Origin of the sequence: Pseudomonas sp. Gutcm_11s (assembly GCF_028649395.1) — a bacterium.
Taxonomy (GTDB): domain Bacteria; phylum Pseudomonadota; class Gammaproteobacteria; order Pseudomonadales; family Pseudomonadaceae; genus Aquipseudomonas.
In genome coordinates, this window is the sequence record NZ_JAQSUW010000014.1 from 147,386 (window position 1) to 170,856 (window position 23,471).

Below are 23,471 nucleotides of genomic sequence, written 5' to 3' on the forward strand. Positions count from 1 at the left end.
TCCCGGGCTTTTTCATTGCGGCGCTGTTTCAGCGTTTCTTCCAGCCGAGGATCAGCAGGGTCAGGCCGCCGGCAACCAGGCCCCAGAAGGCCGAACCGATGCCGACCAGGGTCATGCCCGAGGCGGTGACCATAAAGGTGATCAGCGCCGCATCGCGTTCGGCGGGGGCGTTCATCGCCTGGGCCAGGCCGTTGCCGATCGAGCCGAGCAGGGCCAACGCGGCGATCGACAGCACCAGCGCGCTGGGCAGGGCGGCGAACAGCGCGGCCAGGGTGGCGGCGAAGACGCCGGCGATGCCATAGAACAGGCCGCACCAGAGAGCGGCGGTGTAGCGCTTGCGCTTGTCCTCGTGGGCCTCGGGGCCGGTGCAGATGGCGGCGCTGATGGCAGCCAGGTTGATGCCGTGGGAGCCGAAGGGTGCCAGCAGCAGCGAGGCGATGCCGGTGCTGGCGATCAGCGGCGATGGCGGCACGTCGTAGCCGTCAGCGCGCAGCACAGCGATGCCGGGGATGTTCTGCGAGGCCATGGCGACAATGAACAGTGGGATGCCGATGCTGATCACCGCGCTCAGCGAGAAGCTTGGCGTGGTCCACACCGGCACCGCGACCTGTAGCTCGAACTGGCTGAAGTCGAGCATGCCCTGGATGCCGGCCACCGCGCCGCCGACCAGCAGCGCGACCATCACCGCATAGCGCGGCAGCAGCCGCTTGCAGATCAGGAAGCTGAAGAACATCGCCAGCACCAGCAGGGTGCTGGTCTGCGCTGCGACGAAGATCTCGCTGCCGATGCGGAACAGGATGCCGGCCAGCAGCGCTGCGGCGAGCGAAGCGGGCAGGTGGCGCATGACCCGCTCGAAGGCGCCGGAAAGGCCCAGTACGGCGAGCAGGATGGCGCAGACCACGAAGGCGCCGATCGCTTCCGGATAGCTCACGCCGGGCATGCTGCTGATCAGCAGCACCGCGCCGGGCGTCGACCAGGCCACCACGATGGGCGCGCGGTAGCGCAGCGACAGGCCGATGGTGCAGATGGCCATGCCGATCGACAGCGCCCATAGCCAGGAGGAAATCTGCTCGGCACTCAGGCTGGCGGCCTGGCCGGCCTGGAACATCAGCACCAGCGTGCTGGTGTAGCCGGTGAGGGCGGCGACGAAGCCAGCCACCACCGCGGAGGGCGAGGAGTCGGCGAGGGGACGCAGGCGGTTGGCGCTATCCATGGTGCTGTCGGTCATCAGAAGCTGTCCTTGAGGATAGGGTAGAGCGAGGCGACCAGCAGCAGGGCCATGCCGATGTTGAAGGCGCGCAGCACGCGCGGCTTGTCCAGCCAGCGGCGCAGCAAGCTGCCGGCGACCGTCCACAGGCCGACGCTGGGGCAGTTGACCAGGGCGAACAGGGCGGCGATCAGCAGCACGTTGACCAGGAAGCCTTCCTGCGGCGTGTAGGTGGTGATGGCGCCGATGGCCATGATCCAGGCCTTGGGGTTGACCCATTGGAAGGCGGCCGCCTGGAGGAAGGTGAAGGGCTTGCTGGCACTCTTGCCGTCCGCATCCGGGGCGCCGCTGCCGGCGATCTTCCAGGCCAGGTACAGCAGGTAGGCGGCGCCGCCGTAGCGCAACGCGGTGTACAGCGGTGGGAACTGCTCGAACAGCTGGCCAAGACCCAGGCCCACGGAGGCCACCAGCACCATGAAGCCCAGGCTGATGCCGAGCATGTGCGGCACGCTGCGGCGCACGCCGAAGTTCACCCCGGAGGCCAGCAGCATCATGTTGTTGGGGCCGGGCGTCACCGACGTGACGAAGGCGAAGAGGACGAAAGCGATCAGCAATTCCGAGGTCATGGCAGTTCTCCGTGGATGCTGGCAGCCTATGCGCAGCTCGCCCGGGCGTCGCCATACAGCAATCTCGACAATCGTCGGTACAGTTTGCAGAGATGGCCCGGGCGAAAAGGACTGTTCTCATTACATAAGGAAATTGCCATGGACCCGAACAATCCCTATGCCTCGCCCCAGGTGGCGCTGGTGGATGCCCAGGCGCCGCGCCCGCTGGACGGCTGGAATCCTGGCCAGCTGCGGCTGCTCGGCTGGCTCAATCTGGCCTACCTGGTCGCCACGCTGGTGGTCATTGGCCTGGCCTTCGTCGAGAGCTTGGCTGCGGTTGCGGATTGGCTGAGTGTCGCGGCGACCCTGCTCGGCAGCTATCTGGCGTTACGCCTCAAGGCATTCTTACAGGCGCGCTTCGCTGCGCGTGGCCTGGACTGGCCGGTGTGGCTGAGCGTGGTGCTCAGTGTGGCGCTGGAGCTGGCTCAGCTGTACTGGGGCGATGCCGAGCTGGCGGAGTTCAGCGTGCCGTCGTACATCTACTTCGGCGGTCTGGCCGTGCTCGGCCTGGTCATCCTGTGGCTGGGCATCGTGCTGCTCAAGGTGATCGAGCCCTATCCGTCGCTGCGTGCACTGGCCTGGTTGAACGTCGCCAGCGGCGTGATGGTTGCCTCGGTGATTCTGCTGGTGATCGGCATCCTGCCGATGTTGGCGGCCATGGTGGCCTCGGCGCTGGTGTTCTTCCGTGGTGCCAGCGAATTGCAGGGCCGCCAGGCGGCCTGAGTGCTCAGCCTTCGCCGCCCGCCTGGCGAGCGTTGCCCAGGGCCTGGTTGATCGCCAGCCAGGCCTGTACCGCCGGCTCGCCGGCTTCCTTGAAGACGCTAGCGAGCAGCCGCGACTGTTCGCGACGCAGGGCTTGTTCCAGCTTGGCGCCTTCGGCGGTGAGGCCGAGCTGGCGTTTGCGCTTGTCGTCGCTGGCGGCCACGCTCTCCACCATGGACATTTCCTGCAGCTGGCGCAGGGGCGTGTTCAGCGCCTGCTTGCTTACGCCCAGGTAGCCGAGCAGCTCCTTGACGCTGAGGCCGGGGTAGCGGGCGATGAAGAACAGGATGCGATGGTGTACGCGCGACAGGCCCCGGCGCGCCAGCATCTCGTCGGGCTTGGCGGTGAAGGCCTGGTAGCCGAAGAAGAAGGCCTCCATGGCGGCTTGCTGCGAGCTTGGCTTTTTCAGGTCAAGCATATTGACGTATCCATTCCCGGCGTCGTAGTTTCGGTCAAACAGTTTGACCCAATTTTCCCTGCCTGTGCTACCCGGTGATTTCATGGCCTTCTCCGAACGCGTTGCCCGCCTCAAAAGCTCCCTGATTCGCGAAATCCTTGCTGCGGCGCAGCGCCCGGAGGTGATGTCCTTCGCCGGTGGCCTGCCGGCCGAGCCGATGCTGCCGAAGGTGGACTGGAGCGAGATGCCGGCCTCCATCGGCCAGTACGGCATGAGCGAGGGCGAGCCGGCGCTGCGTGAGGCCATCGCTGCCGAGGCCAACAAGCTGGGCGTGAAGTGCGACGCCAGCCAGGTGCTGATCACCTGCGGTTCGCAGCAGACCCTGGACCTGGCCAGCAAGCTGTTCATCGATCCGGGCACCGAGATCCTGGTCGAGGCACCGACCTACCTGGCAGCGCTGCAATCCTTCCAGCTGTTCGGCGCCGACTGCATCACCGTGCCGCAAGAGGCCGACGGCCCGGAACTGGAGGCCCTGCGCGAGCGCCTGCAGAACCACAAACCGGCCTTCGCCTACCTGATCCCGACCTTCCAGAACCCGTCTGCCGTGCGCTACAGCGAGGCCAAGCGCGACGCCGTGGCGGCGCTGCTCGACGAGTTCAACGTTACCCTGATCGAGGACGAGCCGTACCGCGAGCTGGTATTCGATGCCGGCAGTGCCACGCCCATCGTCAGCCGCCTCAAACGCACCAGCTGGATCTACACCGGCACCGTATCCAAGACCTTGCTGCCGGGCCTGCGCGTCGGCTTCCTGATCGCCAGCCCGGACCTGTTCCCGCACCTGCTGCGCCTGAAGCAGGCCGCCGACCTGCACACCAATCGCATCGGCCAGTGGCAGGCGCTGCAGTGGTTCGGCACCGAGAAGTACAGCGCGCACCTGGCCGAGCTGCGCGACTTCTACCGCGTGCGCCGCGACGCCATGCAGGTGGCGCTGGAGGAGCACTTCGGTGACCTGGCCAGCTGGCAGGTGCCGCAAGGCGGCCTGTTCTTCTGGCTGACCCTGAACAAGAAGCTGGATACCCGCACGCTGCTGCAACCGGCCATGGCGCAGAACGTCGCGTTCATGCCGGGCGAGCCGTTCTTCGTCGATCCGGATGCCAATCCGGGCCATCTGCGGCTGAACTTCAGCCACGTGCCGCCGGAGAAGCTCGGCGAAGGCCTGCGCCGCCTGGCGGCAGTCATTCGTGACGCGCAGGGCGCGCTCGAAGCGCAAGGAGGACAGTAGTTATGCTCAAGGTCTACGGCGATTACCGTTCCGGTAACTGCTACAAGGTCAAGCTGATGCTCAATCTGCTTGGCCACGAGTACCAGTGGCTGCCGATCGACATCCTCAAGGGTGAGACCCAGACCGCCGAGTTTCTGGCCAAGAACCCCAATGGCAAGATTCCGGTGCTGGAGCTGGAAGATGGCACCTTCCTCTGGGAGTCCAACGCCATCCTCAACTTCCTTGCCGATGGCAGCGAGTTCATCCCGAGCGAGCCGCGCCTGCGTACGCAGATGCTGCAATGGCAGTTCTTCGAGCAGTACAGCCACGAGCCCTACGTGGCGGTGGCGCGCTTTATCCAGCTCTACCTGGGTTTGCCGGAAGAGCGCCGCGCCGAATACGAGAACTGCCACAAGGGCGGGCACAAGGCCTTCAAGGTGATGGAGCAGCAACTGCAGCGCACGCCGTACCTGGTGGGCGAGCAGTTCACCCTGGCCGACATCGCGCTGTATGCCTACACCCATGTGGCCGGCGAGGGCGGTTTCGACCTGGCCGCCTACCCGGCGATCAATGCCTGGCTCGTGCGTGTCGCCAGCCATCCGCGGCATGTGGGCATGTTCGTTTGAGAAATACCGGGCGGGCTGCAACGGCCCGCCTGGACCATCACTGGGCGGCGAAGCGCTCGTTCAGGTAAGCGCCGATGGCCTTGGATTCGTACAGCCAGCGCACTTCACCCTGTTCCTCGATACGCAGGCAGGGCACCTGCACCTTGCCACCCTGTTCCAGCAGCTCCTGACGGCGAGCCTCGTCGTTTTTCGCATCGCGCAGCGCCACCGGCACGTTCAGGCGGTGCAGGGTGCGACGGGTCTTCACGCAGAACGGGCAGGCATGGAACTGGTACAGCGCCAGGCCGGCCGCGCTGCTTTCGACCTGGGCCTGCTCCTGCGGGCTGCGCTTGAGCTTGCGCGGGCGGGTGATGAAGTCGAGAAAGATGATGATCTGGCCGAGGCCGATCCGCAGTGCCTTGATGAGCATCGCCGGTCATTCCTGGAGTGATGAAAGGGGCGGCAGGGTACCCGAGTTACCTCGACTTGGCAGCGCCGGATATCGCTTCGCCGGCGATTTTCTCCGGCGCCGCTGGCGAGGCAGGTAGTGGCGAACTAGCTTGCAGTCCTGTCCCTTCCGCACAGGAGTGCCTGCCATGAGTCATCAGGGAAGTTGCCATTGCGGCAAGATCAGCTTCAGCGTGAGCGGTGAGATCGACAGCCTGACCGAGTGCAACTGCTCGCTGTGCAGCAAGCGCGGCGGCCTGCTGTGGTTCGTCGGCCGCGACCAGCTGCAGCTGAAGTCACCGGAAACAGACTTGCCTACCTATCGCTTCAACACGCTGAAGATCGCCCACCATTTCTGCGATGTCTGCGGCTGTGCACCGTTCAGCGAGGCCCCGGGGCCGGATGGCAAGCTGATGGCGGCGGTGAATGCCCGTTGCCTGGATGGCGTCGACCTGTCGCCCTTCAAGGTCGTGCCCTGGAACGGCCGCGATCACTGATCGCGAGAGCGCCACGGGCATGAAAAAGCCGGCGCGAGGCCGGCTTTTCTTTACCGCGTAACGACTCAGTCCTTGATCAGGCTGAGGAACTCGCTACGGGTGGCGGCGTTCTCGCGGAACTCGCCGAGCATCACCGAGGTGACCATGGAGGAATTCTGCTTCTCCACACCGCGCATCATCATGCACATGTGCTGCGCCTCGATGACCACGGCCACGCCGAGGGCACCGGTGACCTGCTGAATGGCCTCGGCGATCTGCCGGCTGAGGTTTTCCTGGATCTGCAGGCGGCGGGCATACATGTCGACGATGCGGGCCACCTTGGACAGGCCCAGTACCTTGCCACTCGGGATATAGGCCACATGGGTCTTGCCGATGAAGGGCAGCAGGTGGTGTTCGCACAGCGAGTACAGCTCGATGTTCTTCACCAGCACCATTTCGCTGTTGTCGGAGCTGAACAGGGCGCCGTTGGTGACTTCCTCGAGGGTCTGCTGGTAGCCGCGGCAGAGGTACTGCATGGCTTTGGCCGCACGTTTCGGCGTGTCGAGCAGACCTTCGCGGGAAACGTCCTCGCCGAGCTGGCCGAGAATCGCGGTGTATTGCTGTTCCAGGGACATGGGTCTTCCTGTGGGTTGATGCTCAGGGGCGCAGGGTAGGGCGCAGGCGGAGCGCTGGCAAGGGCGAAGTACGCCAGCCGGGCCTACTTTTCCGGCCGCGGCGGCAGTTGCGCAGCCCAGCCCTCGGCCCACTGCGCCAGCGGCAGGCATTGCAGCGCCAGTTCCTGGCCCAAGGTTGAAAGCTGATAACCGCAGCTGCCGTTCTCCACCAGCTGTGCCTCCCGCAGCTCGCCGAGACGAGTGTTGAGCACCGAGGGCGACAGGCCTTCGCAGCGTGTCTGCAACTCACGGAAAGTGGCCGGTGCCTGGTACAGCTCCCAGAGCACGCGCAGGCTCCAGCGCCGGCCGAGCAGGTCGAACAACGCCATGATTGGCCGGCCGCTGTCAGAGCCGCGTACAGGATTGCCGGGCAGGGGAAGATTCAACGAGGCTCCTTGCTACTTATTTCGTAGCGGTCTAGATTCTTGCTACGTAAAACGTAGCGCCAGGAGGTGATCATGACACAAGCACGCGTCGAACCCGTACAACCGCCTTATGCCGAGGATATACAGGCGGCCTTCACCCGCATCATGCCGCCGGGCGTCGAGCCGCTGAAGCTGTTCACCAGCATGGCGCACAACCCGCGCGTGCTGCAGCGCTTCTTCGCGGGAGGTTTGCTGGACCATGGCAGCATCAGCCTGGCGGACCGCGAGCTATTGATCCTGCGGACTACCGCGCGCTGCGACGCAGAGTATGAGTGGGGCGTGCATGCGGCGTTCTATACCGCCAAGACCGGCTTCAGCCAGGCGCAGCTGGCGGATACCTGCCGGGCCACGCCGGACATCGAATTGTGGCGCCCGGAACAGCTCGCGCTGTTGGCACTGGCGGACAGCCTGCACGACCGTTCGACGGTGGATGACGTGCTCTGGGGACGACTACGTGAGCACTTCAGCGACGAGCAGTTGATCGAGTGCCTGTCGCTGGTCGGCTTCTATCACACGGTATCGTTCCTGCTGAACGGCCTGCAGGTGCAGCGGGAGGAGTACGCGCCGCGTTTTCCGGCGCGTTAGAACTCGTCGCGGCCGTCGAGCATGGTGCGTTTGAGCAGGATGTACACGGCGCCGGTGCCGCCATGCTTGGCGATGCAGGAGGTGAAGCCCAGCACCTGCGGGTGCTGGCGCAGCCAGGTGTTGACGTGGCTCTTGATCATTGGCCGCTTGCCATCCGTGCGCACGGCCTTGCCGTGGGTCACGCGCACGCAGCGTACTTCCATGCGTGCGGCCTCGGCGAAGAAGTCCCAGAGGATTTCGCGGGCCTTCTCCACGGTCATGCCGTGCAGGTCGAGGCTGCCCTCGAAGGGCACCTGGCCGGCTTTGAGCTTGCGCATCTGGCCGTCCTGCACGCCGTCGCGGGCCCAGTACAGCTCGTCCTCGGCGCCGACGTCGATGACGAACTGGTCGGAGAGACCGTCGACCTTGGTTTGCTCGGTCTTCACGGTGGCGGCTTGGCGCAGGGTGTTGATGCGCTGGCGGTCGGCCTTGGGTTTGCCGGTCTCGGCACGATCATGGCTGATCGGCTTGACGCCGCGCACGGCGGACTGGAACAGGGAAAAATCGTCGTCTTGCATGAAGGCCTCCACGAGAGAGGCCAGTTTACCGGCTTCAGCCGCGCTTTTTCAGCAGTCGTGGTGACAGGCTCAGGTCGTTGCCGTACTGCCTGCGCATGCGCCGGCGGCAACGGCGCCAGACATTGACCCCGCCCCATAGCAGGAACAGGCCGAACAGCAGCAGGACGATGGCTGCACCGGCGCTGTCATTCAGTGGGCCGAGTGCCGGCGGGCGGCCGAGCAGGGTGGCGGCCCCGGCCATGCTGAGCATCACGCCGCAAGCGGCGAACAGCGCTGCGAGCGCGCCGAGTGCACGCCAGCGCCAGTTGCCGGAGCCGCGGGGGCGCAGCCGGCGTGCGTCGAATCCATCATCGGACAGCTTCATCCCGATCTCCTCTTGGGCTATCGGCGCTATGACCGGCCCAGTTCACCTGGGTTCCGGCCGCCGGGTTCCAGCGAGCCTATTGGCCGGCCGAACCTAGAGCAGTGCGCGAGCCTGGGGTACGACCATCGCATAGTTGTCGGAGAGTGCCGCGAGGGTCATGCGGTGCAGATCCCGGGCGGGGATCAGTTCGTCCTGGTAGGGCAGGTCGCGGGTGGCGCAGGCGGTGGCTACCAGGGTGCAGCGATAACCGTAGTCCTTGGCCGCGCGCACCGTGGTGCTGACGCTGGAGTGGGTCATGAAGCCGCAGATGATCAGGTCCAGATGGCCGCTCTGCTGCAGGCGCTCGTGCAGGTCGGTACCGGCAAAGGCGTTGGGCAGGCGCTTCTCCACCATCGGCTCGCCGGGCAGCGGGGCCAGACCCTCGATGAAGCGGCCACGCGGGCCCTGGGGGTCGAGAAAACCGCCGGGGATGCCGAGATGGCGGACATGCACCACCGGCGAGCCGATGTTGCGCGCAGCGTCCATCAGGGTCGCGATCTCGCTGATGGCTGCCTCGACATTGGGCAGCTGCAATGCGCCGCTGCGGTATTCCTCCTGGGCGTCGATGACCAGCAGGGTCGCCTTGCTGAGAGTGGCTGGGGCATAACCGCGTCCGAGCAGTTGGAACAGCGTTTTCGGATCGGACATGGGAGGGCTCCTGTGGCAACGATGCGTCTATTCTCTGCTCGCCAGGCCGATATGTGAACCTCTTGTGTGTCGCAGCGATTCTCGCTAGGCATGCAGGCGTCACGATCAGGAGGCTTCGAGTGGCACTGTGGGTGGAGGCTGTAGCGGATTCGACGTTGCCCATCGTTTCGGCAAACCGCTCGGGTAGTTGTGTTTCGTCCTGTTAGAATCGCGCACCGTTTTTCGAGGTATCCGCCGTGTCCCCATCTCGCCTGCGCACCGTGCGCGACCATATCCGCTGGGCTGTCAGCCGTTTCCACGAGGCCGGTCTGTTCTTCGGCCACGGCACCGACAACGCCTGGGATGACGCCCGCCAACTGGTGCTGGGCTCGCTGCACCTGCCATTCGAGATCGCCGACACCTACCTCGATTGCCGCCTGGAAGAGGACGAGCAGCAGCACCTGCTGGAGCTGATCCGTCGCCGCGTCGAGGAGCGTGTGCCGACCGCCTACCTGCTGGGCGAGGCCTGGTTCTGCGGCCTGCCATTCCTGGTCGACGAGCGTGTGCTGGTGCCGCGCTCGCCCATCGCCGAGCTGATCGGCAGCCAGTTCGAACCCTGGCTGCCGGCCATGCCCTCGCGCATCCTCGACCTGTGCACGGGCTCAGGCTGCATCGGCATCGCCTGCGCCTATGCCTTCCCTGACGCCGAGGTGGTGCTGGGCGATCTGTCCTTCGATGCGCTCGAGGTGGCCAACCACAATATCGAGCGACATGGTCTGGAGGAGCGCGTCTACACCGTGCAGGGCGATGGTTTCGATGGCCTGCCGGGGCAGCGTTTCGACCTGATCGTCTCCAACCCGCCCTACGTGGATGCCGAGGACTTCGCCGACATGCCGGCCGAGTACCAGCACGAGCCGGAAATGGGGCTGGCCTGCGGCGATGACGGGCTGGACCTGGTGCGCCGGATGCTTGCCGAAGCCGCCGACCACCTGAGCGAGAAGGGCTTGCTGATCGTCGAGGTGGGCAACAGCCAGGTGCATGTCGAGGCCATCTACCCGGAAGTGGACTTCACCTGGCTGGAGTTCGAGCAGGGCGGCCACGGCGTCTTCCTGCTGGCGGCCTCCCAGTGCCGCGAGTACCAGAAGCTGTTCCGCTCACGCCTCAAGGGCTGAGCCGCGCTGCACTCGCCGTAGGCGGTACAGCCTGCGGCAGGTTCAGCGGGTAGCGATCCAGATCAGCAGCCCGGCCTGGAACAGTGCCAGTGCCACCAGGCAGGCGATGGTGAAGCGCAGGCCGCTGTCCTCGCGCTTGAACACCTCGATGCGGCGCTCCAGCTTGGTGATCTTGAGCTGCTGTTCATGCAGGTTCTGGTCGGCCTGCTGCAGCATGGCGCCGCAGTCGAGCAGGTCGAGTACCTGCACCTTCTCCTGGTTCCACTCGGGGTTGAGCACGCTGACGCGACTGGCGCTGTAGCTGGCCTTGATCTGGGCCAGATCCTGGTAGGCCACCTCGAAGCCCTGGATGCGCAGGAAATGATCGCGGCGCAGGCGCGCGTCCTCGCTGAGCACGTCCTTCACCGCAAGGGAGCCACCCTCGACCGTATAGCTGCCCCAGCGCTGGCGCACCCAGGCGATGCCCTGGGCGAGCAGGAAACGGCCCAGGCCACGGTTGGGCGGCTCGATCTGCAGGCCCTTGTCGGCGCCGAAGCGTACTTCGCGGCTGCGGTGGTCGACCCACACCTCCAGCAGGTTCTGCTCGCGGCGCAGGCGTTGCCCCGGCAACTCCACGGTCAGGCGCAGCAGGCTCTGCTCATCGTTATGGCGCTCGACGCGGCCGAGTTTGACGAAGCGCAAGGGGCGCAGGCCGGTGTTGCGGTCGGTCGGCAATGGCGCCAGGCGCAGCAGCTGGAAGTGCTCGGCCTCCAGGCCTTCCCAGGGATGGGGCTGGGCCTCCACCGGTTCTTCGGTGCTGGGTTGCTCGGCTGGGCTGTCGGACATCGAGTGAATACCTTGCAAGGGCCTGTGGCGCGCCAATTGGTACGCTCGTTTGAAATACTATCGGTCGCGCTACGGTTTTCTGGAGTCTGGCAGATCGTTGATGAAGGCGAGAATGCTGGCACTTAGCTCGCTGGCCAGTGGCAGCTGCGGATCAGCATAGGAAGCCAGCTGGCGCTGCAGGTCCATGGGCACGATGCGCATCACGTGGTTCATGCCTTCGATGACCGCCAGGCGCGCGTTCGGCGCCGCTGCTTGCAGGCGCTCGGCGTCGGCCACCTTGACCTGGATATCGTGGCTGCCCTGGACGATCAGAGTGGGAATGCGCAGGCCGGCGAACACCTGGGCCGGGTCCTGGCGGAACAGCGAGATCAGGTAGGGCTGCACGCTCGGGCGGAACAGCACCTGTAGGCGCTCGGGTACGTTGCTCGTAGGGATGCCCAGCTTGAGGCTGGCGAGAATGCGTTCGCTGTCGGCCAGCAGTTCGCCAGGCAGGCGCTCGTGCAGTTGCTCGCGCAACACCTGATCGACGGGCCGGGAGCTGCCGGCGATGCTGATCAGCGCATCTGCGCCGGCTTGTTGCGCCGCCATGCCGGCGACCAGAGAGCCTTCGCTATGCCCGATGAGGATCAGCCGGGAGAAGCGTGGGTCGCGCTGCAGGCGCTGGCCCCACAAAGTGGCGTCGGCGGCATAGCCCTCGAGGCTGAGCTGCCGCTCGTCCGGCCCGGCCGCCGTGCTGGCGGCGATGCCGCGCTTGTCGTAGCGCACGCTGGCGATCCCTTGGGCGGCCAGCAGTTCGGCGAGTTTCTTCAGGCTGTCGTTGCGTCCGGCCATCGGGTTGTTGCCGTCGCGATCGGTGGGGCCGGAGCCGGCGATGATCAGCGCGACGGGTACTGCCTGTTCGGTCTTGGGCCGCAACAGGGTGCCGTGCAGCACGCCGCTGCCGGTGTCCAGCTCGATGGGCGCGCGAACGATGGCCTGTGGGCTGGCCAGGCACAGGCCGCTGATAAGGGGGAGGGCGAGCAGCAGCAGTCGGAGCATGCGTCGGCAGGGTTCCTGGTTGTGCGGCCAGGGCGCCGTTGGCGCATGGCCGCGAAGGGGTGAACTGGCGCAAGGCCGCGGGTATACTTCTCGACCTTCAAATCGAGGTCCATCTCTGCGGAGCGCTGTACATGTCCGGCAACACCTACGGCAAGCTGTTCACCGTCACCACCGCTGGCGAGAGCCATGGCCCGGCTCTGGTCGCCATCGTCGACGGTTGCCCGCCGGGCATCGAGCTGTCCCTAGAGGACCTGCAGCGCGACCTCGACCGCCGCAAACCGGGCACCAGCCGCCATACTACCCAGCGCCAGGAAGACGACGAAGTCGAAATCCTTTCCGGAGTATTCGAGGGCAAGACGACCGGTTGCCCGATCGGCTTGCTGATCCGCAACACCGACCAGAAGTCCAAGGACTACTCGGCGATCAAGGACCTGTTCCGCCCGGCCCACGCCGACTACACCTACCACCACAAGTACGGCATCCGCGACTACCGTGGTGGCGGCCGCAGCTCGGCCCGCGAGACAGCCATGCGCGTCGCCGCTGGCGCCGTGGCCAAGAAGGTGCTGGCCGGCCTGGGCATCCAGGTGCGTGGCTACATGAGCCAGCTCGGCCCGATCGAGATTCCGTTCAAGACCTGGGACAGCGTCGAGCAGAACGCCTTCTTCAGTCCCGACCCGGACAAAGTGCCGGAGCTGGAGGCCTACATGGACCAGCTGCGCCGTGACCAGGATTCCGTGGGCGCCAAGATCACCGTGGTCGCCGAAGGCGTGATGCCGGGCCTGGGCGAGCCGATCTTCGACCGTCTGGACGCCGACCTGGCCCACGCGCTGATGAGCATCAACGCGGTCAAGGGCGTGGAAATCGGCGCCGGCTTCGCCTGCGTCGCCCAGCGCGGCACCGAGCACCGCGACGAGCTGACCCCGCAAGGCTTCCTGAGCAACAACGCTGGCGGCATCCTCGGCGGCATTTCCAGCGGCCAGCCGATCGTCGCTCACCTGGCACTCAAGCCGACCTCCAGCATCACCACTCCGGGCCGCTCCATCGATGTCGACGGCAACCCGGTAGATGTGATCACCAAGGGGCGCCACGATCCCTGCGTGGGCATCCGCGCCACGCCGATCGCCGAGGCGATGATGGCCATCGTGCTGCTCGACCACCTGCTGCGCCACCGCGCACAGAACGCCGACGTGCGGGTCAACACCCCGGTACTGCCGCAGCTGTGACCGGCCAGCCGCTGCCGTACTGGCGGCTGTCCGCGTTCTACTTCTTCTACTTCGCCATGCTGGGCGCCACCGCGCCCTTCCTGCCGCTGTACTTCCAACACCTGGGCTTCTCACCGGCGCGCATCGGCGAGCTGGTGGCCATTCCCATGCTGATGCGCTGCCTGGCGCCCAACCTGTGGGGCTGGCTCGGAGACCGCAGTGGCCAGCGCTTGCGCATCGTGCGCTTCGGCGCGCTGTGTACGCTGCTCAGCTTCGCCCTGATCTTCGTCGAACAGAGCTACGCCTGGCTGGCCCTGGTGATGGCGCTGCACGCGTTCTTCTGGCACGCGGTGCTGCCGCAGTTCGAGGTGATCACCCTGGCCCACCTGCAGGAGCAGACCGCGCGCTACTCGCAGATCCGCCTGTGGGGCTCGATCGGCTTCATCGTTGCGGTGATCGGCCTCGGCTCCCTGTTCGAGCATTTCAGCCCGGCGCTGTTTCCGAGCATGGTGGTGCTGATCCTCGCCGGCATCCTGGTCGGCACCCTGTGGGTACCCAACGCGGTGCCGCAGGCGCGGGCCGGGCAGGGCGGCGAGGGTGGCTTCCTCGCCCAGTTGCGCCGGCCCGGCGTGCCGGCGTTCTTCCTCTGCGTGTGCCTGATGCAGCTGTCACATGGCCCGTACTACACCTTCCTGACCTTGCACCTGGAGAGTCTCGGCTACGAGCGCGGCTTTATCGGCCAGATGTGGGCGCTGGGCGTGGTGGCGGAGATCATGCTGTTCCTGTTCATGGCACGCATCCTCACGCGCTTCTCGGTGCGCTGGGTACTGGCGGCCAGCTTCCTGCTGGCATCGCTGCGCTGGCTGCTGCTGGGCAACCTGGCCGATCACCTGGGCGTGCTGCTGTTCGCCCAGATGCTGCACGCCGCGACCTTCGGCAGCTTCCATGCTGCTGCCATCCACTTCGTCCAGCGCAGCTTCGGCCCCAACCAGCAGGGCCAGGGCCAGGCGCTGTACGCGGCGCTGGCCGGTACTGGCGGGGCCCTCGGAGCCCTGTATGCCGGCTACAGCTGGGTCGACCTCGGCCCGAGCTGGACCTTCGCCATCGCCAGCTTGGTCGCCCTGGCCGCGGCCATTATCATTGCCGTCCGTTTGCATGAGGAACGGGCATGAGCCGTGAACAACTGACCCGGCAGATCATCGAGGCGGGGCGCTACCTGCATGAGCGCGGCTGGTCGCCGGCCACCAGTGGCAACTACTCGGTTCGCCTGGGCGCCGACCAGGCGCTGCTGACCGTCTCCGGCCGGCACAAGGGCCAGCTGGGCGAGGACGACGTGCTGGCCACCGACCTCGACGGCAATAGCCTGGAGCCGGGCAAGAAGCCCTCGGCGGAAGCGTTGCTGCATACCCAGCTGTACCGCTGGAAGCCGGAGATCGGCGCCGTGCTGCACACCCACTCGGTCAATGCCACCGTGCTCTCGCGCCTGACCCTGGCTGACTCGCTGGTGTTCGCCGACTATGAACTGCAGAAGGCCTTCGCCGGCATCGATACCCACGAGAGCCAGGTGCTGGTGCCCATCTTCGACAATGATCAGGACATCGCCCGCCTGGCTGCCAAGGTGCAGCCCTGGCTGGACGAACGCTCCGATTGCGTCGGTTACCTGATCCGTGGCCACGGTCTGTACACCTGGGGCGCGGCCATCGCCGACTGCCTGCGCCAGGTCGAGGCCTTCGAATTCCTGTTCGAGTGCGAACTGAAAGTCCGCGCCCTGCAGCGCTGAGAATCCCGTAGAGGAAATGTCCATGAGCAGCCTGACCGTTTACCACCAGTCCAGCCCCGATGTGCCGAACAAGGTGCTGACCCATGTCGAGGATATCGCCACCACCCTGGGCGAGGTCGGTGTGCGTTTCGAACGCTGGCAGGCCAGTGCGCCAATCCAGCCGGGCGCCAGCCAGGACGAGGTGATCGCCGCCTACCGCGGGCAGATCGATCAGCTGAAGGCGGAGCGTGGCTACGCCACCGTCGACGTGATCAGCCTGGACCGCAAGCACCCGCAGAAGGATGAGTTGCGCGCCAAGTTCCTCGACGAGCATCGCCATGGCGAGGACGAGGTGCGCTTCTTCGTTGCCGGCCGCGGCCTGTTCACCCTGCACATCGATGACTACGTGTACGCCGTGCTGTGCGAGAAGAACGACCTGATCTCGGTGCCGGCCGGCACGCGTCACTGGTTCGACATGGGCGAGTTCCCGCACTTCGTGGCCATCCGCCTGTTCAACAACCCGGAAGGCTGGGTCGCCAGCTTCACCGGTGACGATATCGCCAGCCGCTTCCCACGCCTGGAAGACTGAAGCCCATGCCGATCAGGGCCATCCTCACCGACATCGAGGGCACCACCAGCGCGGTGAGCTTCGTCTTCGAGGTGCTGTTCCCCTATGCCTTCGAGAACCTGCCGCAGTTCGTCATCGAGCATGCGCAGGAGCCGGCCGTGGCCGCGCAACTGGATGCAGTGCGCGCCGAGAGCGGCGAGGCGGGGGCGGACCTGATCAGGGGGATCGAAATACTGCTGCAGTGGATCGTCGAAGACCGCAAGGCCACGCCGCTCAAGGCCCTGCAGGGCATGGTCTGGCAACAGGGCTACGAGGCAGGCCTGCTCAAGGGCCACGTCTACCCGGACGCAGTGGAGGCGCTCAGGCGCTGGCACGAGGAGGGTTATGCCCTGTACGTGTACTCATCCGGTTCGGTACAGGCCCAGCAGTTGCTCTTCGGCTGCTCCGTTGCCGGCGACCTGCGTTCGCTGTTCGACGGCTATTTCGACACCACCAGCGGCCCCAAGCGCGAGGCCCGCTCCTATCTCAACATCGCCGATGCCATCGGCGTGCCGGGCGACGAGATCCTGTTCCTTTCCGATGTCGTCGAGGAGCTGGACGCAGCCCAGCAGGCGGGCATGCAGACCATCGGCCTGGCCCGTGAAGGCGGACGCCTGGTGGGGCATGACACGGTGGCCAGCTTCGCGGTGATCGATCTGGGCCGTTTCTGAGCTGAACCTCGACCGGCTGGCGGAGCCCTAAGGGGAAACCACTGCCGGGAGATGGTCAATGCTCGCATCCCTGCCGGATTGGCTGTTCTATGGCCTGCCCGCGTTGCTCTACCTGTCGCTGACCGCCTGGGCCGTCGCGCAGGTGCTGGGCAGCGCCGCGCGGCGACAGCAGAAAACGCTATGGCTGGCCTTGCTTCTACTGTTTCCGCTGCTGGGGCTGTTCAACTGGCTGATCATGGGGCCGCGTCGCGTCAGGACTCGGCCCCATGATCATTAATGCGCCTGCGGAGTGTCGTTGCGCTGGTGGCGGTAGACGCTGACGGCCTCGTATACCGCCTTGCGCAGGCGGTTGATGCCGCCGATGGGGCGGTGCTCCGGCAGGGCGTGCCAGGGGTTGAAGGAGAGGTTGTCGCAGGCCAGGTTCTGTTCGCGGGTGTCGAAGTCCTGCGGCTGCACGCGGATGGTCGCGACCGTCTCGAATGGCGAGATGTCCTCGCTCCACTGCACGCTGGTGTCCTCGATGGGCATGTAGTAGTTCGGGTTCTGCCGTTGTACCTGCAGGGCGAAGCAGGCCGGGACACGGTCCAGCGACAGCTGCTGGTACAGGGCGTTGCGCAGGAAATTGGGCAGCGCGGTGTTCTGTTCCGGCAGCTCGTAGGGCGGGCAGCTCTGCGGGTCCGGCACTACCCGGTACTTGATGCTGTGCGGGCCGAGCTTGAAGGGGGCGATGGAGTTGTAGGTGGCGGCCACCGGGCTCTCCGGGGCTGGTGCCAGGGTCTTCAGGGCGATGATCAGGTGGCGGATTTCCCAGGTGCGCGGGTCCAGGCTGGGGAAGAAGGCCTGTACCTTCTGGCCGCTGGCCTGGGCGGCGAAGTTCTGCTTGTACTCGGCGACGTCGCGCACGAAGAACACCGGATGGTTGAACATCACGAAGTCCTGGTTGGCGGCGGTGGCCTTGCTGCTGAGCAGTTTTTCTCCGGGGACGTCGAGCAGTTTGACCGCCATGCCGCGGGCGTCGCGGGCGCTGTCGAACTGCGGGTAGGCGTTGCCGTTGGACAGGCGCATCCACGCCTGCCAGGTCTTGCCCGGCTCGGCCAGTACACCGTGGCGCAGTTCCGGCGCCAGGTTCTGCAGCACAGTCATCTCCGCCTTAACGCAGCCATGCGCCTTGGCGTGGGCATCGCGCAGGACGCGGGTGTTGTCGCGGTGCTGTTCGACGATGCGGATGGCGTCCTCGATGATGCCCTGGGTCAGGGCTGCCTCGTCCTTGGGAATCTCTTCCTCGGCCGACACCGGGCCGGAGAATTTCCAGGCGTAGTAGGCGGCGCCGAGGCCCCAGCCCAGGCCACCGACGATCACGAGAGTCAGCAACAGGCGGCCGATGATACGGCCGAGCCAGAGCCAGAAGCGTTTGAGCATGGCGATTGTTCCTTAATTATTGTTCTGGCAGCTGGGACCTGGGGTCCAGGGGCGGCTCTCGGTGGCTTGCAGCTGGCTCTCCAGCTTGGCGTCGCCCATGACCTTGAGATACTCGATCAGCGCGTAGCGTTCCTCTGGCTCCAGATAGCGGCCGATCACGCCCTCGTTGCGGCAGCCGTCGCGGAACTCGTGACCGCGGTTGCCGTTGCCGGTGATGCTGGTGTCATAGAGGAAGCCGCCGTCGAACTTGCCGGTGAGGAAGCCGGCGCGCTTGGGGTCGTACTCGAAGTTGCCGACCCAGAACTGGCGATCACGCTCGACCACTGGCGACAGCAGCTGGAACAGGTTGGGCACCGAGCCGTTGTGCAGGAAGGGCGGGGTGGCCCAGATGCCATTGAGTGGGCGTGCCTTGTAGCCGCGCTTCTCCTGCACGCCGATGGCCAGGCCGTAGCCGTCCATGCGCCAGCGCTCGCGTGGCTGGATGCCGGCGTCACGGTAGGCGCGGTCTTCCACATAGGCGGTGACGTAGGCCAGACCCTTGGCGCTGGAGATGCTGGCGAAGTCGACCTCGTCCAGGCTGGCACCGAACAGCTTGACGTCCAGCTTGCCCAGCTCCTCCTTGCTCCAGCCCAGTTTGCGGATGTCGAAGCGATGGTCGGCGATGTTGTCGGCGGTGGTCGGGTCGGTGCCGATGATGCGGGTCGGCACGATGCGCAGGTGCCATTCCGGATCGCGCGCCGGCGCCAGGCGCTGGTCGCGCGGTACGTCGACCGGGGCGTGGCAGTAGGCGCAGTTCTCGGCGAACAGGGCGCGGCCCTGGCTGGCGAGCTTGAGGTCGACCTTGCCGAGCACGGCCTCCGGCCAGGTCGGCGGCTTGAGCTGCTTGAGGGTCTCTTCCAGGGTATAGAGGTCGCGCAGGCGCACGCTGGAGGGGTAGCGCTCGTCGTGGGTCAGTGCCTTGCCCTCGTCGTCGAACAGATGCAGGGTGGCGCCCACGCCGAGTGCTTCGCCGATGTTGCGTGCCATCGGCTGCATGGCCGAGCCGTTCCACTGCACCCAGTCGAATTTCCAGATGTCCCACACCTGCGGGTAGCTGACCGGTGCGTTGGCCACGCGGTAGTTGCTGTCGTCGATAGCATCGCCAAACACGCTGTTGGCAATGCGGCCGAAGGCGTCGGTGCGGCCGAAGCCTTCCTCGGTCGGATAAAGGCCGCGATGCCAGTCGTTGTAGGCGGTGCCGAGCAGGCGATCGAGCACGACCTTGAAGTCTTCGCGCAGCTGGTCCTTGTCCTGTTCGTAGTTGTCGCCCAGTACCTCCTGGGCGAAACGGGTGAACTTGATCGGGTTGTAGTAGGTGAGCGCCATGCTCATGCCCATGGCCTGGCCGAAGCCGCCGCCCTTGAGCGTGGGTACGGTGGAGGCCAGGGAGTGCAGGGCGGCACCGCCGTCGATGCGCACGGCCTGGCCCTTGTAGCGCAGTTCGCCGGTGTGGCAGGCGGCGCAGCTGATGTCGAGGTACTGGGTGCCGGTTTCGTCGTCCTGATGGCGGGCGAAGCCTACCGGCAGGTTGCCGGGGTTCAGCTCGCTGGGTTTCTGCTGCGGGTCGGTGAGGAAGCCGAAGCGTGCCAGGTACTCGGGACGGGCGAATTTCTCGCGGGAGAAGGGCATCTCCAGGGCGGTGAACCAGTCGTAGTGCAGGCCCTTCACTGTGGTGCCCTGGGGCGTGTAGTAGTAAGTCTGGCGGGCCTGCTCGTCCCACTGGCCGAGGTAATGGACCTGCTGCGGTTTGTCGAAGACCGGCAGGTTGGGGCGGGCGATGTAGTAGATGACCACCGCTAGCGCGCCGAGTACGAGCAACAGGATCAGGCCTAGGACACGGCGCAGGAATCGCATGTGGTCAACATCCCTGTGGTTATTTTGTTATGGGGTACGTTTATGCCAATCCGCGGGGGGGATGGCAAGCGGCCATAACAATTAGGAAGGTGTGCAATTCCTTGCCGTTTTTATAAGGAAAAGTTCCTAGAAGCGCAGCGGCGCCTTGCTAGGGTTCTTGTATCAGCGCCAACCAATTGTTTTATCTGGATTTTTCAAAAAATTGGCGCCAAGGATGGATCTATTGCAAGCCCTGGCTGCTGCCCGACGCCTGTTGGTCGTCGATCCCTGTGAGCAATGCGAGCGTCTGCTGCCGAGGCTGCAGGACTCCGGCTGGCAGGTGCAGAGCTGTGGGCTGGAGCTTGCCGGGGAGCTGGCCTGCGATGTGGGCCTGGTGCGGCTGCGGCGCAGTCATCTGCAGCAGCCGGAGCGACTCAAGCAACTGATCAGCCAGAGCGGCACCGAATGGATCGCTGTGCTCAGTGCAGAAACGCTGGCCCTGGCGGAGGCGCCCGGCTTCATCGGCGAGTGGTTCTTCGACTATCACACCCTGCCGTTCGACCTGGAGCGGGTCAGCATCGCCCTTGGCCGCGCATTCGGCATGGCCCGGTTGCGGGGCAAGGTGGCGACCGGCGAGATCGACAGGCCCCATGAATTGCTCGGCAGCAGCCGCAGCATTACCGAGTTGCGCCACCTGCTGGCCCGGTTGGCACCAGTGGATGCGCCGGTGCTGATCCTCGGTGAGAGCGGCAGCGGTCGTGAGCTGGCAGCGCGCATCCTGCATCGGCTCTCGCCACGCGCCTCAGGGCCCTTGTTGGCGGCCAGCTGCTCGGCGCTCGACGAGAAGGAGTTGTTCGGCGACGAGCACTACTCCGGGCTGATCGAGCAGGCCGACGGCGGCACCCTGCTGCTGGGCGAGGTAGGGGAGCTGGCGCACCGGGCCCAGGCACGCCTGCTGCGTACCCTACAGGAGGCGCGGGTGGAGCGCGGCGGCCGGGTGACGCCGGTCAACGTCCGCCTGCTGGCCACCAGCCGCGTGGACCTGGAGAGCGAGCTGGCCAGCGGCGCCTTGCGCGAGGACTTCTACTACCTGCTGGCGGCGCTGCAGGCCCGTACCACGCCGCTGCGGGAGCGGCGCGACGACATTGCCAGCCTGGCCGGCTATTTCACCCGACGCTACGCCGCCGAGGTGGGGCGCCGGCCGCGCAGCTTCAGTGACGGAGCTATCCGCGCGTTGGCCGACCATGACTGGCCCGGCAACGTGCGCGAGCTGGCGACGCGGGTGCGGCGTGCGACGGTGCTGTCCGAGCAGCGGCAGGTCGAGGCAGAGGACCTGGGGTTGGCGTCAGGTGCTGGCTCCGGCGGGCCGTTCGGCAGCCTGGAGGATTACGTGCATCGCGCCGAGCGCCAGGCCTTGCATGACGTGCTGCTGCGCTACACCGGCAACATGACTCAGGCGGCCAGGGTGCTGGGCATCTCGCGGCCGACCTTCTACCGGCTGTTGCATAAGCACCAGATGCGCTAGCAGTCGAGGGTGTCGGCCTGGCGATAGAGCATCAGCAGCTTGCGGGTGATGGTCTGCTGGATGTCGTCACGCTCGAACGATGACAGGCGGGTGAGGCGCTGCACCTGCAAGCGGTGCAGGTGGATGTAGGGCATCTTCTGGTCGAATTCGCGCAGGTCGCCCTTCATCAGGATCGGCAGGAAGACGTCGTTGATCTTCTTCTGGTTGCTGATGATCTGCGCCAGGGCCGTCTTGAACGGCATGGTCTTGGGCGCGGGGCCACCATCCTTGATCTGCGTGGTCAGCATCAGCCCCGGCTTGCCCAGCACGACGCCGGGCAGCACGCAGAGGCCGGTCTTGCGCACGGCCACCGGGTCGATGCCGTGCAGGGTGTCATGGAATGCGTAGGGATTGGGCAGCACCACCATCTTGCGCCCGTAGTCGGTCGGGAAGTGCAAGTTGTAGTTGGTGTACAGCTGCCGAGTGGACTCGGAATACACGCACAGGCGGTTCTCGAACAGTTTGATGAAGCGCTCGGCCAGCTCGCGACGGGCGATGCTGTCCAGGTCCCAGATCAGGTCCTGGTTCTGCTGCTGGCCGAGGTTGACCTCTTGGTGCTCCATACTGCTCATCGACACCTCACACGCGGAATTGCCCCAGAAGGCGGTTCAGCTGCCCGGCCAGTTGGCCGAGATGCTGGCTGGCCTCGCTGGACTGGTCCGCCGCGAGGGCGTTCTCATGGGCCAGCGTGGCGGCCTGAGTGACATTGTGATTGATATCCTCGACCACGTGCGACTGTTGCAGCGTGGCACTGGCGATTGAAGCATTCAAGCCGGTGAGGTTGCGCAGGGCAGCGGCGATCTGCGCCAGGCTCTCGCCGGCCTGGCGGGCCAGCTCTACGGTCTGCTGGGAGGCCTGGCTACTGGCGTTGATCACCTTGACCGCGGCCTCCGAGTTGCCCTGCAGGCGGTCGATCATGCCCTGGATTTCCTGGGTGCTCTGCTGGGTACGGCTGGCCAGGGCGCGGACCTCGTCGGCCACCACGGCAAAACCACGCCCGGCTTCGCCGGCGCGGGCTGCCTCGATGGCGGCGTTTAGCGCCAACAGGTTGGTCTGCTCGGCGATGGAGCGGATCACCTCCAGCACGCTGCCGATCTGGGTGCTCTCCTGGGCCAGGTTCTGGATCACCTGCACGGCCTGGCCGATGGTCTCGGACAGATGATCGATCTGGCGCAGGCTGCTGTCGATGTTGTGCTGGCCCTGCAGCGCCTGCTGCTCGGCCTGACGCACTTCGCTGGCGGCATGCTCGGCGTTCTTCGCCACGTCCTGCACGGCGTAGGACACCTCGTTGATGGCGGTGGCCACGATCTCCATCTGCTGCGACTGCTGCTGGCTATGCTGCTGGGCGTTGTTGGAAATCTCGCCGAGCGATTGCGAGGCTTGGTCAAGGGTACTGGCGGCCTGCAGCGACTGGCCGATGACGCCGCGCAGCTTGCCGGTGAAGGCGTTGAAGTGGCTGCCCAGGGCGGTCAGCTCGTCACGGCCCTGGTTGTCCAGGCTGCGGGTCAGATCGGCGTCGCCGCTGGCGATGTTGGCCATGGCGTTGACCGCCTCGTCCATCGGCCGGGCGATGCTGCGGTTGATCAGCAGCACCAGGGCTCCCAGCAGCAGGGTGATCACGATCAGGATGCCGACCGCACGCAGGGCCTGGTCGCGGAACTCGTCCTGCACGTCGTCGACGTAGATGCCTGAGCCGAGTATCCAGCCCCAGGGCTGGAACAGCTCGACATAGGAGATCTTCGGCACCGGATCTTCCGAGCCCGGCTTGGGCCAGCGGTAGTCGACCTGGCCGGAGCCTTGTTTCTTGGCGATGGCCACCATCTCGTTGAACAGGAACTTGCCGTCCGGGTCCTTCAGGCCTGAGAGGTTCTGGCCCTCCAGCTTGGGGTTGGTCGGGTGCATGACCATCACCGGAGTCATGTCGTTGATCCAGTAGTAGTCGTCCTGGTCGTAGCGCAGGCCGCGGATCACCTCCATGGCCTGTTTCTGCGCTTCCGCGCGATCCAGGCCACCGGCTTCCAGACCCTGGTAGTGCTTGAGCACGCCTATTGCGCTTTCCACCACATGGCGAGTCTTCAGAGCCTTGGCCCGATAAAGGTCGTCGTGGATCTGCTGCAGCATCAGCCCGGTCAGGGCCAGGAGCATGATGATGGACGACAGCAGGATCAGCCACAGGCGACGGCTGATGGGGAGGGTGCGCAGACTGCTCATTTACGGTGCTCCGGTTTTTGTTCTTGGAATACGTGCTAGC

At 65.7% G+C, this 23,471-nt stretch carries 28 protein-coding genes and 1 pseudogene; 13 read left to right on the top strand and 16 right to left on the bottom strand.

Annotated elements, in window-relative coordinates; genetic code table 11:
* Window positions 1–28: 28 nt before the first annotated feature.
* Both PTT45_RS11680 and PTT45_RS11685 read right to left on the bottom strand, forming a co-directional pair.
* Window positions 29–1,213: a benzoate/H(+) symporter BenE family transporter gene (locus tag PTT45_RS11680; RefSeq protein ID WP_443218190.1), complete on the bottom strand. Its 1,185-nt coding sequence runs from the start codon at window positions 1,211–1,213 to the stop codon at window positions 29–31.
* A 14-nt stretch (window positions 1,214–1,227) separates the two neighbouring features.
* Complete coding sequence (locus tag PTT45_RS11685; RefSeq protein ID WP_273813463.1) at window positions 1,228–1,833, bottom strand: LysE family translocator; 606 nt, start codon at window positions 1,831–1,833, stop codon at window positions 1,228–1,230.
* 138 nt (window positions 1,834–1,971) lie between these two features.
* Between PTT45_RS11685 and PTT45_RS11690 the strand changes: the two genes are divergently transcribed.
* The gene (locus PTT45_RS11690; protein ID WP_273813464.1) at window positions 1,972–2,595 is read left to right on the top strand and encodes a hypothetical protein; all 624 of its coding nucleotides are present in this window, start codon (window positions 1,972–1,974) and stop codon (window positions 2,593–2,595) included.
* A 4-nt stretch (window positions 2,596–2,599) separates the two neighbouring features.
* Here PTT45_RS11690 and PTT45_RS11695 read toward each other — a convergent pair whose 3' ends face one another.
* On the bottom strand, window positions 2,600–3,052 hold the full coding sequence (locus tag PTT45_RS11695; RefSeq protein WP_273813465.1) for a MarR family winged helix-turn-helix transcriptional regulator: 453 nt from the start codon (window positions 3,050–3,052) through the stop codon (window positions 2,600–2,602).
* 82 nt (window positions 3,053–3,134) lie between these two features.
* On the opposite strand from PTT45_RS11695, the gene PTT45_RS11700 reads away from it, so the two are divergent.
* Together PTT45_RS11700 and PTT45_RS11705 are read left to right on the top strand one after the other, a co-directional pair.
* On the top strand, window positions 3,135–4,313 hold the full coding sequence (locus PTT45_RS11700; protein WP_273813466.1) for an aminotransferase-like domain-containing protein: 1,179 nt from the start codon (window positions 3,135–3,137) through the stop codon (window positions 4,311–4,313).
* Window positions 4,314–4,315: 2 nt separating this feature from the next.
* Window positions 4,316–4,918 (top strand): glutathione S-transferase family protein, encoded by a 603-nt coding sequence (locus tag PTT45_RS11705; protein WP_273813467.1) that lies wholly within the window; start codon window positions 4,316–4,318, stop codon window positions 4,916–4,918.
* A gap of 37 nt (window positions 4,919–4,955) precedes the next feature.
* On the opposite strand, the gene PTT45_RS11710 is transcribed toward PTT45_RS11705, so the two are convergent.
* Window positions 4,956–5,327 (bottom strand): glutaredoxin, encoded by a 372-nt coding sequence (locus PTT45_RS11710; RefSeq protein WP_273813468.1) that lies wholly within the window; start codon window positions 5,325–5,327, stop codon window positions 4,956–4,958.
* Window positions 5,328–5,493: 166 nt separating this feature from the next.
* On the opposite strand from PTT45_RS11710, the gene PTT45_RS11715 reads away from it, so the two are divergent.
* Window positions 5,494–5,841 (top strand): GFA family protein, encoded by a 348-nt coding sequence (locus tag PTT45_RS11715; RefSeq protein ID WP_273813469.1) that lies wholly within the window; start codon window positions 5,494–5,496, stop codon window positions 5,839–5,841.
* Window positions 5,842–5,906: 65 nt separating this feature from the next.
* On the opposite strand, the gene folE is transcribed toward PTT45_RS11715, so the two are convergent.
* Entirely contained in the window at window positions 5,907–6,455 is a 549-nt protein-coding gene (gene folE / locus PTT45_RS11720) for a GTP cyclohydrolase I FolE (RefSeq protein WP_273813470.1), read from the bottom strand.
* Window positions 6,456–6,538: 83 nt separating this feature from the next.
* Window positions 6,539–6,880, bottom strand: coding sequence for a winged helix-turn-helix transcriptional regulator (locus tag PTT45_RS11725; protein ID WP_273813471.1), 342 nt, complete (start codon window positions 6,878–6,880; stop codon window positions 6,539–6,541).
* A gap of 72 nt (window positions 6,881–6,952) precedes the next feature.
* Between PTT45_RS11725 and PTT45_RS11730 the strand changes: the two genes are divergently transcribed.
* Window positions 6,953–7,504, top strand: coding sequence for a carboxymuconolactone decarboxylase family protein (locus PTT45_RS11730; RefSeq protein ID WP_273813472.1), 552 nt, complete (start codon window positions 6,953–6,955; stop codon window positions 7,502–7,504).
* Here PTT45_RS11730 and PTT45_RS11735 read toward each other — a convergent pair.
* The 3 genes from PTT45_RS11735 to PTT45_RS11745 form a co-directional block, all read right to left on the bottom strand.
* Window positions 7,501–8,061 (bottom strand): Smr/MutS family protein, encoded by a 561-nt coding sequence (locus PTT45_RS11735; protein ID WP_273813473.1) that lies wholly within the window; start codon window positions 8,059–8,061, stop codon window positions 7,501–7,503. The two genes, PTT45_RS11730 and PTT45_RS11735, sit on opposite strands and share 4 nt — an antisense overlap.
* Window positions 8,062–8,095: 34 nt before the next feature.
* Window positions 8,096–8,425 carry a hypothetical protein gene (locus PTT45_RS11740; protein WP_273813474.1) on the bottom strand — a complete coding sequence of 110 codons (330 nt, stop codon included), beginning with the start codon at window positions 8,423–8,425 and terminating at the stop codon, window positions 8,096–8,098.
* 93 nt (window positions 8,426–8,518) lie between these two features.
* Window positions 8,519–9,112: a cysteine hydrolase family protein gene (locus PTT45_RS11745; protein WP_273813475.1), complete on the bottom strand. Its 594-nt coding sequence runs from the start codon at window positions 9,110–9,112 to the stop codon at window positions 8,519–8,521.
* Between the two features lie 236 nt (window positions 9,113–9,348).
* Between PTT45_RS11745 and prmB the strand changes: the two genes are divergently transcribed.
* The gene (gene prmB, locus PTT45_RS11750; protein ID WP_273813476.1) at window positions 9,349–10,263 is read left to right on the top strand and encodes a 50S ribosomal protein L3 N(5)-glutamine methyltransferase; all 915 of its coding nucleotides are present in this window, start codon (window positions 9,349–9,351) and stop codon (window positions 10,261–10,263) included.
* 42 nt (window positions 10,264–10,305) lie between these two features.
* On the opposite strand, the gene PTT45_RS11755 is transcribed toward prmB, so the two are convergent.
* Both PTT45_RS11755 and PTT45_RS11760 read right to left on the bottom strand, forming a co-directional pair.
* Window positions 10,306–11,088, bottom strand: coding sequence for a hypothetical protein (locus PTT45_RS11755; RefSeq protein ID WP_273813477.1), 783 nt, complete (start codon window positions 11,086–11,088; stop codon window positions 10,306–10,308).
* Window positions 11,089–11,157: 69 nt separating this feature from the next.
* Window positions 11,158–12,126 carry an alpha/beta hydrolase gene (locus PTT45_RS11760; RefSeq protein WP_273813478.1) on the bottom strand — a complete coding sequence of 323 codons (969 nt, stop codon included), beginning with the start codon at window positions 12,124–12,126 and terminating at the stop codon, window positions 11,158–11,160.
* Between the two features lie 131 nt (window positions 12,127–12,257).
* On the opposite strand from PTT45_RS11760, the gene aroC reads away from it, so the two are divergent.
* The 6 genes from aroC to PTT45_RS11790 are packed head-to-tail and all read left to right on the top strand — an operon-like array spanning window position 12,258 to window position 16,642.
* The gene (aroC, locus tag PTT45_RS11765) at window positions 12,258–13,349 is read left to right on the top strand and encodes a chorismate synthase (protein WP_273813479.1); all 1,092 of its coding nucleotides are present in this window, start codon (window positions 12,258–12,260) and stop codon (window positions 13,347–13,349) included.
* Window positions 13,346–14,500, top strand: a complete 1,155-nt coding sequence (locus PTT45_RS11770; RefSeq protein WP_273813480.1) for an MFS transporter — start codon at window positions 13,346–13,348, stop codon at window positions 14,498–14,500. The genes aroC and PTT45_RS11770 overlap by 4 nt, the downstream gene beginning before the upstream one ends.
* Complete coding sequence (locus tag PTT45_RS11775) at window positions 14,497–15,108, top strand: methylthioribulose 1-phosphate dehydratase (RefSeq protein ID WP_273813481.1); 612 nt, start codon at window positions 14,497–14,499, stop codon at window positions 15,106–15,108. The genes PTT45_RS11770 and PTT45_RS11775 overlap by 4 nt, the downstream gene beginning before the upstream one ends.
* A gap of 22 nt (window positions 15,109–15,130) precedes the next feature.
* Window positions 15,131–15,676 (top strand): 1,2-dihydroxy-3-keto-5-methylthiopentene dioxygenase, encoded by a 546-nt coding sequence (locus PTT45_RS11780; RefSeq protein WP_273813482.1) that lies wholly within the window; start codon window positions 15,131–15,133, stop codon window positions 15,674–15,676.
* A 5-nt stretch (window positions 15,677–15,681) separates the two neighbouring features.
* Entirely contained in the window at window positions 15,682–16,365 is a 684-nt protein-coding gene (gene mtnC / locus PTT45_RS11785; protein ID WP_273813483.1) for an acireductone synthase, read from the top strand.
* Between the two features lie 58 nt (window positions 16,366–16,423).
* Entirely contained in the window at window positions 16,424–16,642 is a 219-nt protein-coding gene (locus PTT45_RS11790; RefSeq protein ID WP_273813484.1) for a PLDc N-terminal domain-containing protein, read from the top strand.
* Here PTT45_RS11790 and PTT45_RS11795 read toward each other — a convergent pair.
* Window positions 16,639–17,784, bottom strand: a complete 1,146-nt coding sequence (locus PTT45_RS11795) for a catalase family protein (RefSeq protein WP_273813485.1) — start codon at window positions 17,782–17,784, stop codon at window positions 16,639–16,641. The genes PTT45_RS11790 and PTT45_RS11795 overlap by 4 nt on opposite strands.
* 12 nt (window positions 17,785–17,796) lie before the next feature.
* Window positions 17,797–19,677 (bottom strand): di-heme-cytochrome C peroxidase, encoded by a 1,881-nt coding sequence (locus PTT45_RS11800; RefSeq protein WP_273813486.1) that lies wholly within the window; start codon window positions 19,675–19,677, stop codon window positions 17,797–17,799.
* A 214-nt stretch (window positions 19,678–19,891) separates the two neighbouring features.
* On the opposite strand from PTT45_RS11800, the gene PTT45_RS11805 reads away from it, so the two are divergent.
* Window positions 19,892–21,181, top strand: coding sequence for a sigma-54-dependent transcriptional regulator (locus PTT45_RS11805; protein WP_273813487.1), 1,290 nt, complete (start codon window positions 19,892–19,894; stop codon window positions 21,179–21,181).
* On the opposite strand, the gene PTT45_RS11810 is transcribed toward PTT45_RS11805, so the two are convergent.
* The 3 genes and pseudogenes from PTT45_RS11810 to PTT45_RS22370 all read right to left on the bottom strand — a co-directional run.
* The gene (locus PTT45_RS11810) at window positions 21,178–21,792 is read right to left on the bottom strand and encodes a hypothetical protein (protein ID WP_273813488.1); all 615 of its coding nucleotides are present in this window, start codon (window positions 21,790–21,792) and stop codon (window positions 21,178–21,180) included. The genes PTT45_RS11805 and PTT45_RS11810 overlap by 4 nt on opposite strands.
* A 7-nt stretch (window positions 21,793–21,799) precedes the next feature.
* The gene (locus PTT45_RS22365; protein WP_443218191.1) at window positions 21,800–22,534 is read right to left on the bottom strand and encodes a methyl-accepting chemotaxis protein; all 735 of its coding nucleotides are present in this window, start codon (window positions 22,532–22,534) and stop codon (window positions 21,800–21,802) included.
* 123 nt (window positions 22,535–22,657) lie between these two features.
* Window positions 22,658–23,431, bottom strand: a pseudogene (locus tag PTT45_RS22370) (cache domain-containing protein); the annotation flags it as partial.
* Window positions 23,432–23,471: the final 40 nt, after the last annotated feature.

What these genes read in the sequence shown, in the direction of transcription:
- PTT45_RS11680 (WP_443218190.1), bottom strand. Translation starts at nt 1,213, where the DNA reads ATGGATAGCGCCAACCGCCTGCGTCCCCTCGCCGACTCCTCGCCCTCC.
- PTT45_RS11685 (WP_273813463.1), bottom strand. Translation starts at nt 1,833, where the DNA reads ATGACCTCGGAATTGCTGATCGCTTTCGTCCTCTTCGCCTTCGTCACG.
- PTT45_RS11690 (WP_273813464.1), top strand. Translation starts at nt 1,972, where the DNA reads ATGGACCCGAACAATCCCTATGCCTCGCCCCAGGTGGCGCTGGTGGAT.
- PTT45_RS11695 (WP_273813465.1), bottom strand. Translation starts at nt 3,052, where the DNA reads ATGCTTGACCTGAAAAAGCCAAGCTCGCAGCAAGCCGCCATGGAGGCC.
- PTT45_RS11700 (WP_273813466.1), top strand. Translation starts at nt 3,135, where the DNA reads ATGGCCTTCTCCGAACGCGTTGCCCGCCTCAAAAGCTCCCTGATTCGC.
- PTT45_RS11705 (WP_273813467.1), top strand. Translation starts at nt 4,316, where the DNA reads ATGCTCAAGGTCTACGGCGATTACCGTTCCGGTAACTGCTACAAGGTC.
- PTT45_RS11710 (WP_273813468.1), bottom strand. Translation starts at nt 5,327, where the DNA reads ATGCTCATCAAGGCACTGCGGATCGGCCTCGGCCAGATCATCATCTTT.
- PTT45_RS11715 (WP_273813469.1), top strand. Translation starts at nt 5,494, where the DNA reads ATGAGTCATCAGGGAAGTTGCCATTGCGGCAAGATCAGCTTCAGCGTG.
- folE (WP_273813470.1), bottom strand. Translation starts at nt 6,455, where the DNA reads ATGTCCCTGGAACAGCAATACACCGCGATTCTCGGCCAGCTCGGCGAG.
- PTT45_RS11730 (WP_273813472.1), top strand. Translation starts at nt 6,953, where the DNA reads ATGACACAAGCACGCGTCGAACCCGTACAACCGCCTTATGCCGAGGAT.
- PTT45_RS11735 (WP_273813473.1), bottom strand. Translation starts at nt 8,061, where the DNA reads ATGCAAGACGACGATTTTTCCCTGTTCCAGTCCGCCGTGCGCGGCGTC.
- PTT45_RS11740 (WP_273813474.1), bottom strand. Translation starts at nt 8,425, where the DNA reads ATGAAGCTGTCCGATGATGGATTCGACGCACGCCGGCTGCGCCCCCGC.
- PTT45_RS11745 (WP_273813475.1), bottom strand. Translation starts at nt 9,112, where the DNA reads ATGTCCGATCCGAAAACGCTGTTCCAACTGCTCGGACGCGGTTATGCC.
- PTT45_RS11755 (WP_273813477.1), bottom strand. Translation starts at nt 11,088, where the DNA reads ATGTCCGACAGCCCAGCCGAGCAACCCAGCACCGAAGAACCGGTGGAG.
- PTT45_RS11760 (WP_273813478.1), bottom strand. Translation starts at nt 12,126, where the DNA reads ATGCTCCGACTGCTGCTGCTCGCCCTCCCCCTTATCAGCGGCCTGTGC.
- aroC (WP_273813479.1), top strand. Translation starts at nt 12,258, where the DNA reads ATGTCCGGCAACACCTACGGCAAGCTGTTCACCGTCACCACCGCTGGC.
- PTT45_RS11775 (WP_273813481.1), top strand. Translation starts at nt 14,497, where the DNA reads ATGAGCCGTGAACAACTGACCCGGCAGATCATCGAGGCGGGGCGCTAC.
- PTT45_RS11780 (WP_273813482.1), top strand. Translation starts at nt 15,131, where the DNA reads ATGAGCAGCCTGACCGTTTACCACCAGTCCAGCCCCGATGTGCCGAAC.
- mtnC (WP_273813483.1), top strand. Translation starts at nt 15,682, where the DNA reads ATGCCGATCAGGGCCATCCTCACCGACATCGAGGGCACCACCAGCGCG.
- PTT45_RS11790 (WP_273813484.1), top strand. Translation starts at nt 16,424, where the DNA reads ATGCTCGCATCCCTGCCGGATTGGCTGTTCTATGGCCTGCCCGCGTTG.
- PTT45_RS11795 (WP_273813485.1), bottom strand. Translation starts at nt 17,784, where the DNA reads ATGCTCAAACGCTTCTGGCTCTGGCTCGGCCGTATCATCGGCCGCCTG.
- PTT45_RS11800 (WP_273813486.1), bottom strand. Translation starts at nt 19,677, where the DNA reads ATGCGATTCCTGCGCCGTGTCCTAGGCCTGATCCTGTTGCTCGTACTC.
- PTT45_RS11805 (WP_273813487.1), top strand. Translation starts at nt 19,892, where the DNA reads ATGGATCTATTGCAAGCCCTGGCTGCTGCCCGACGCCTGTTGGTCGTC.
- PTT45_RS11810 (WP_273813488.1), bottom strand. Translation starts at nt 21,792, where the DNA reads ATGAGCAGTATGGAGCACCAAGAGGTCAACCTCGGCCAGCAGCAGAAC.
- PTT45_RS22365 (WP_443218191.1), bottom strand. Translation starts at nt 22,534, where the DNA reads ATGGAGATCGTGGCCACCGCCATCAACGAGGTGTCCTACGCCGTGCAG.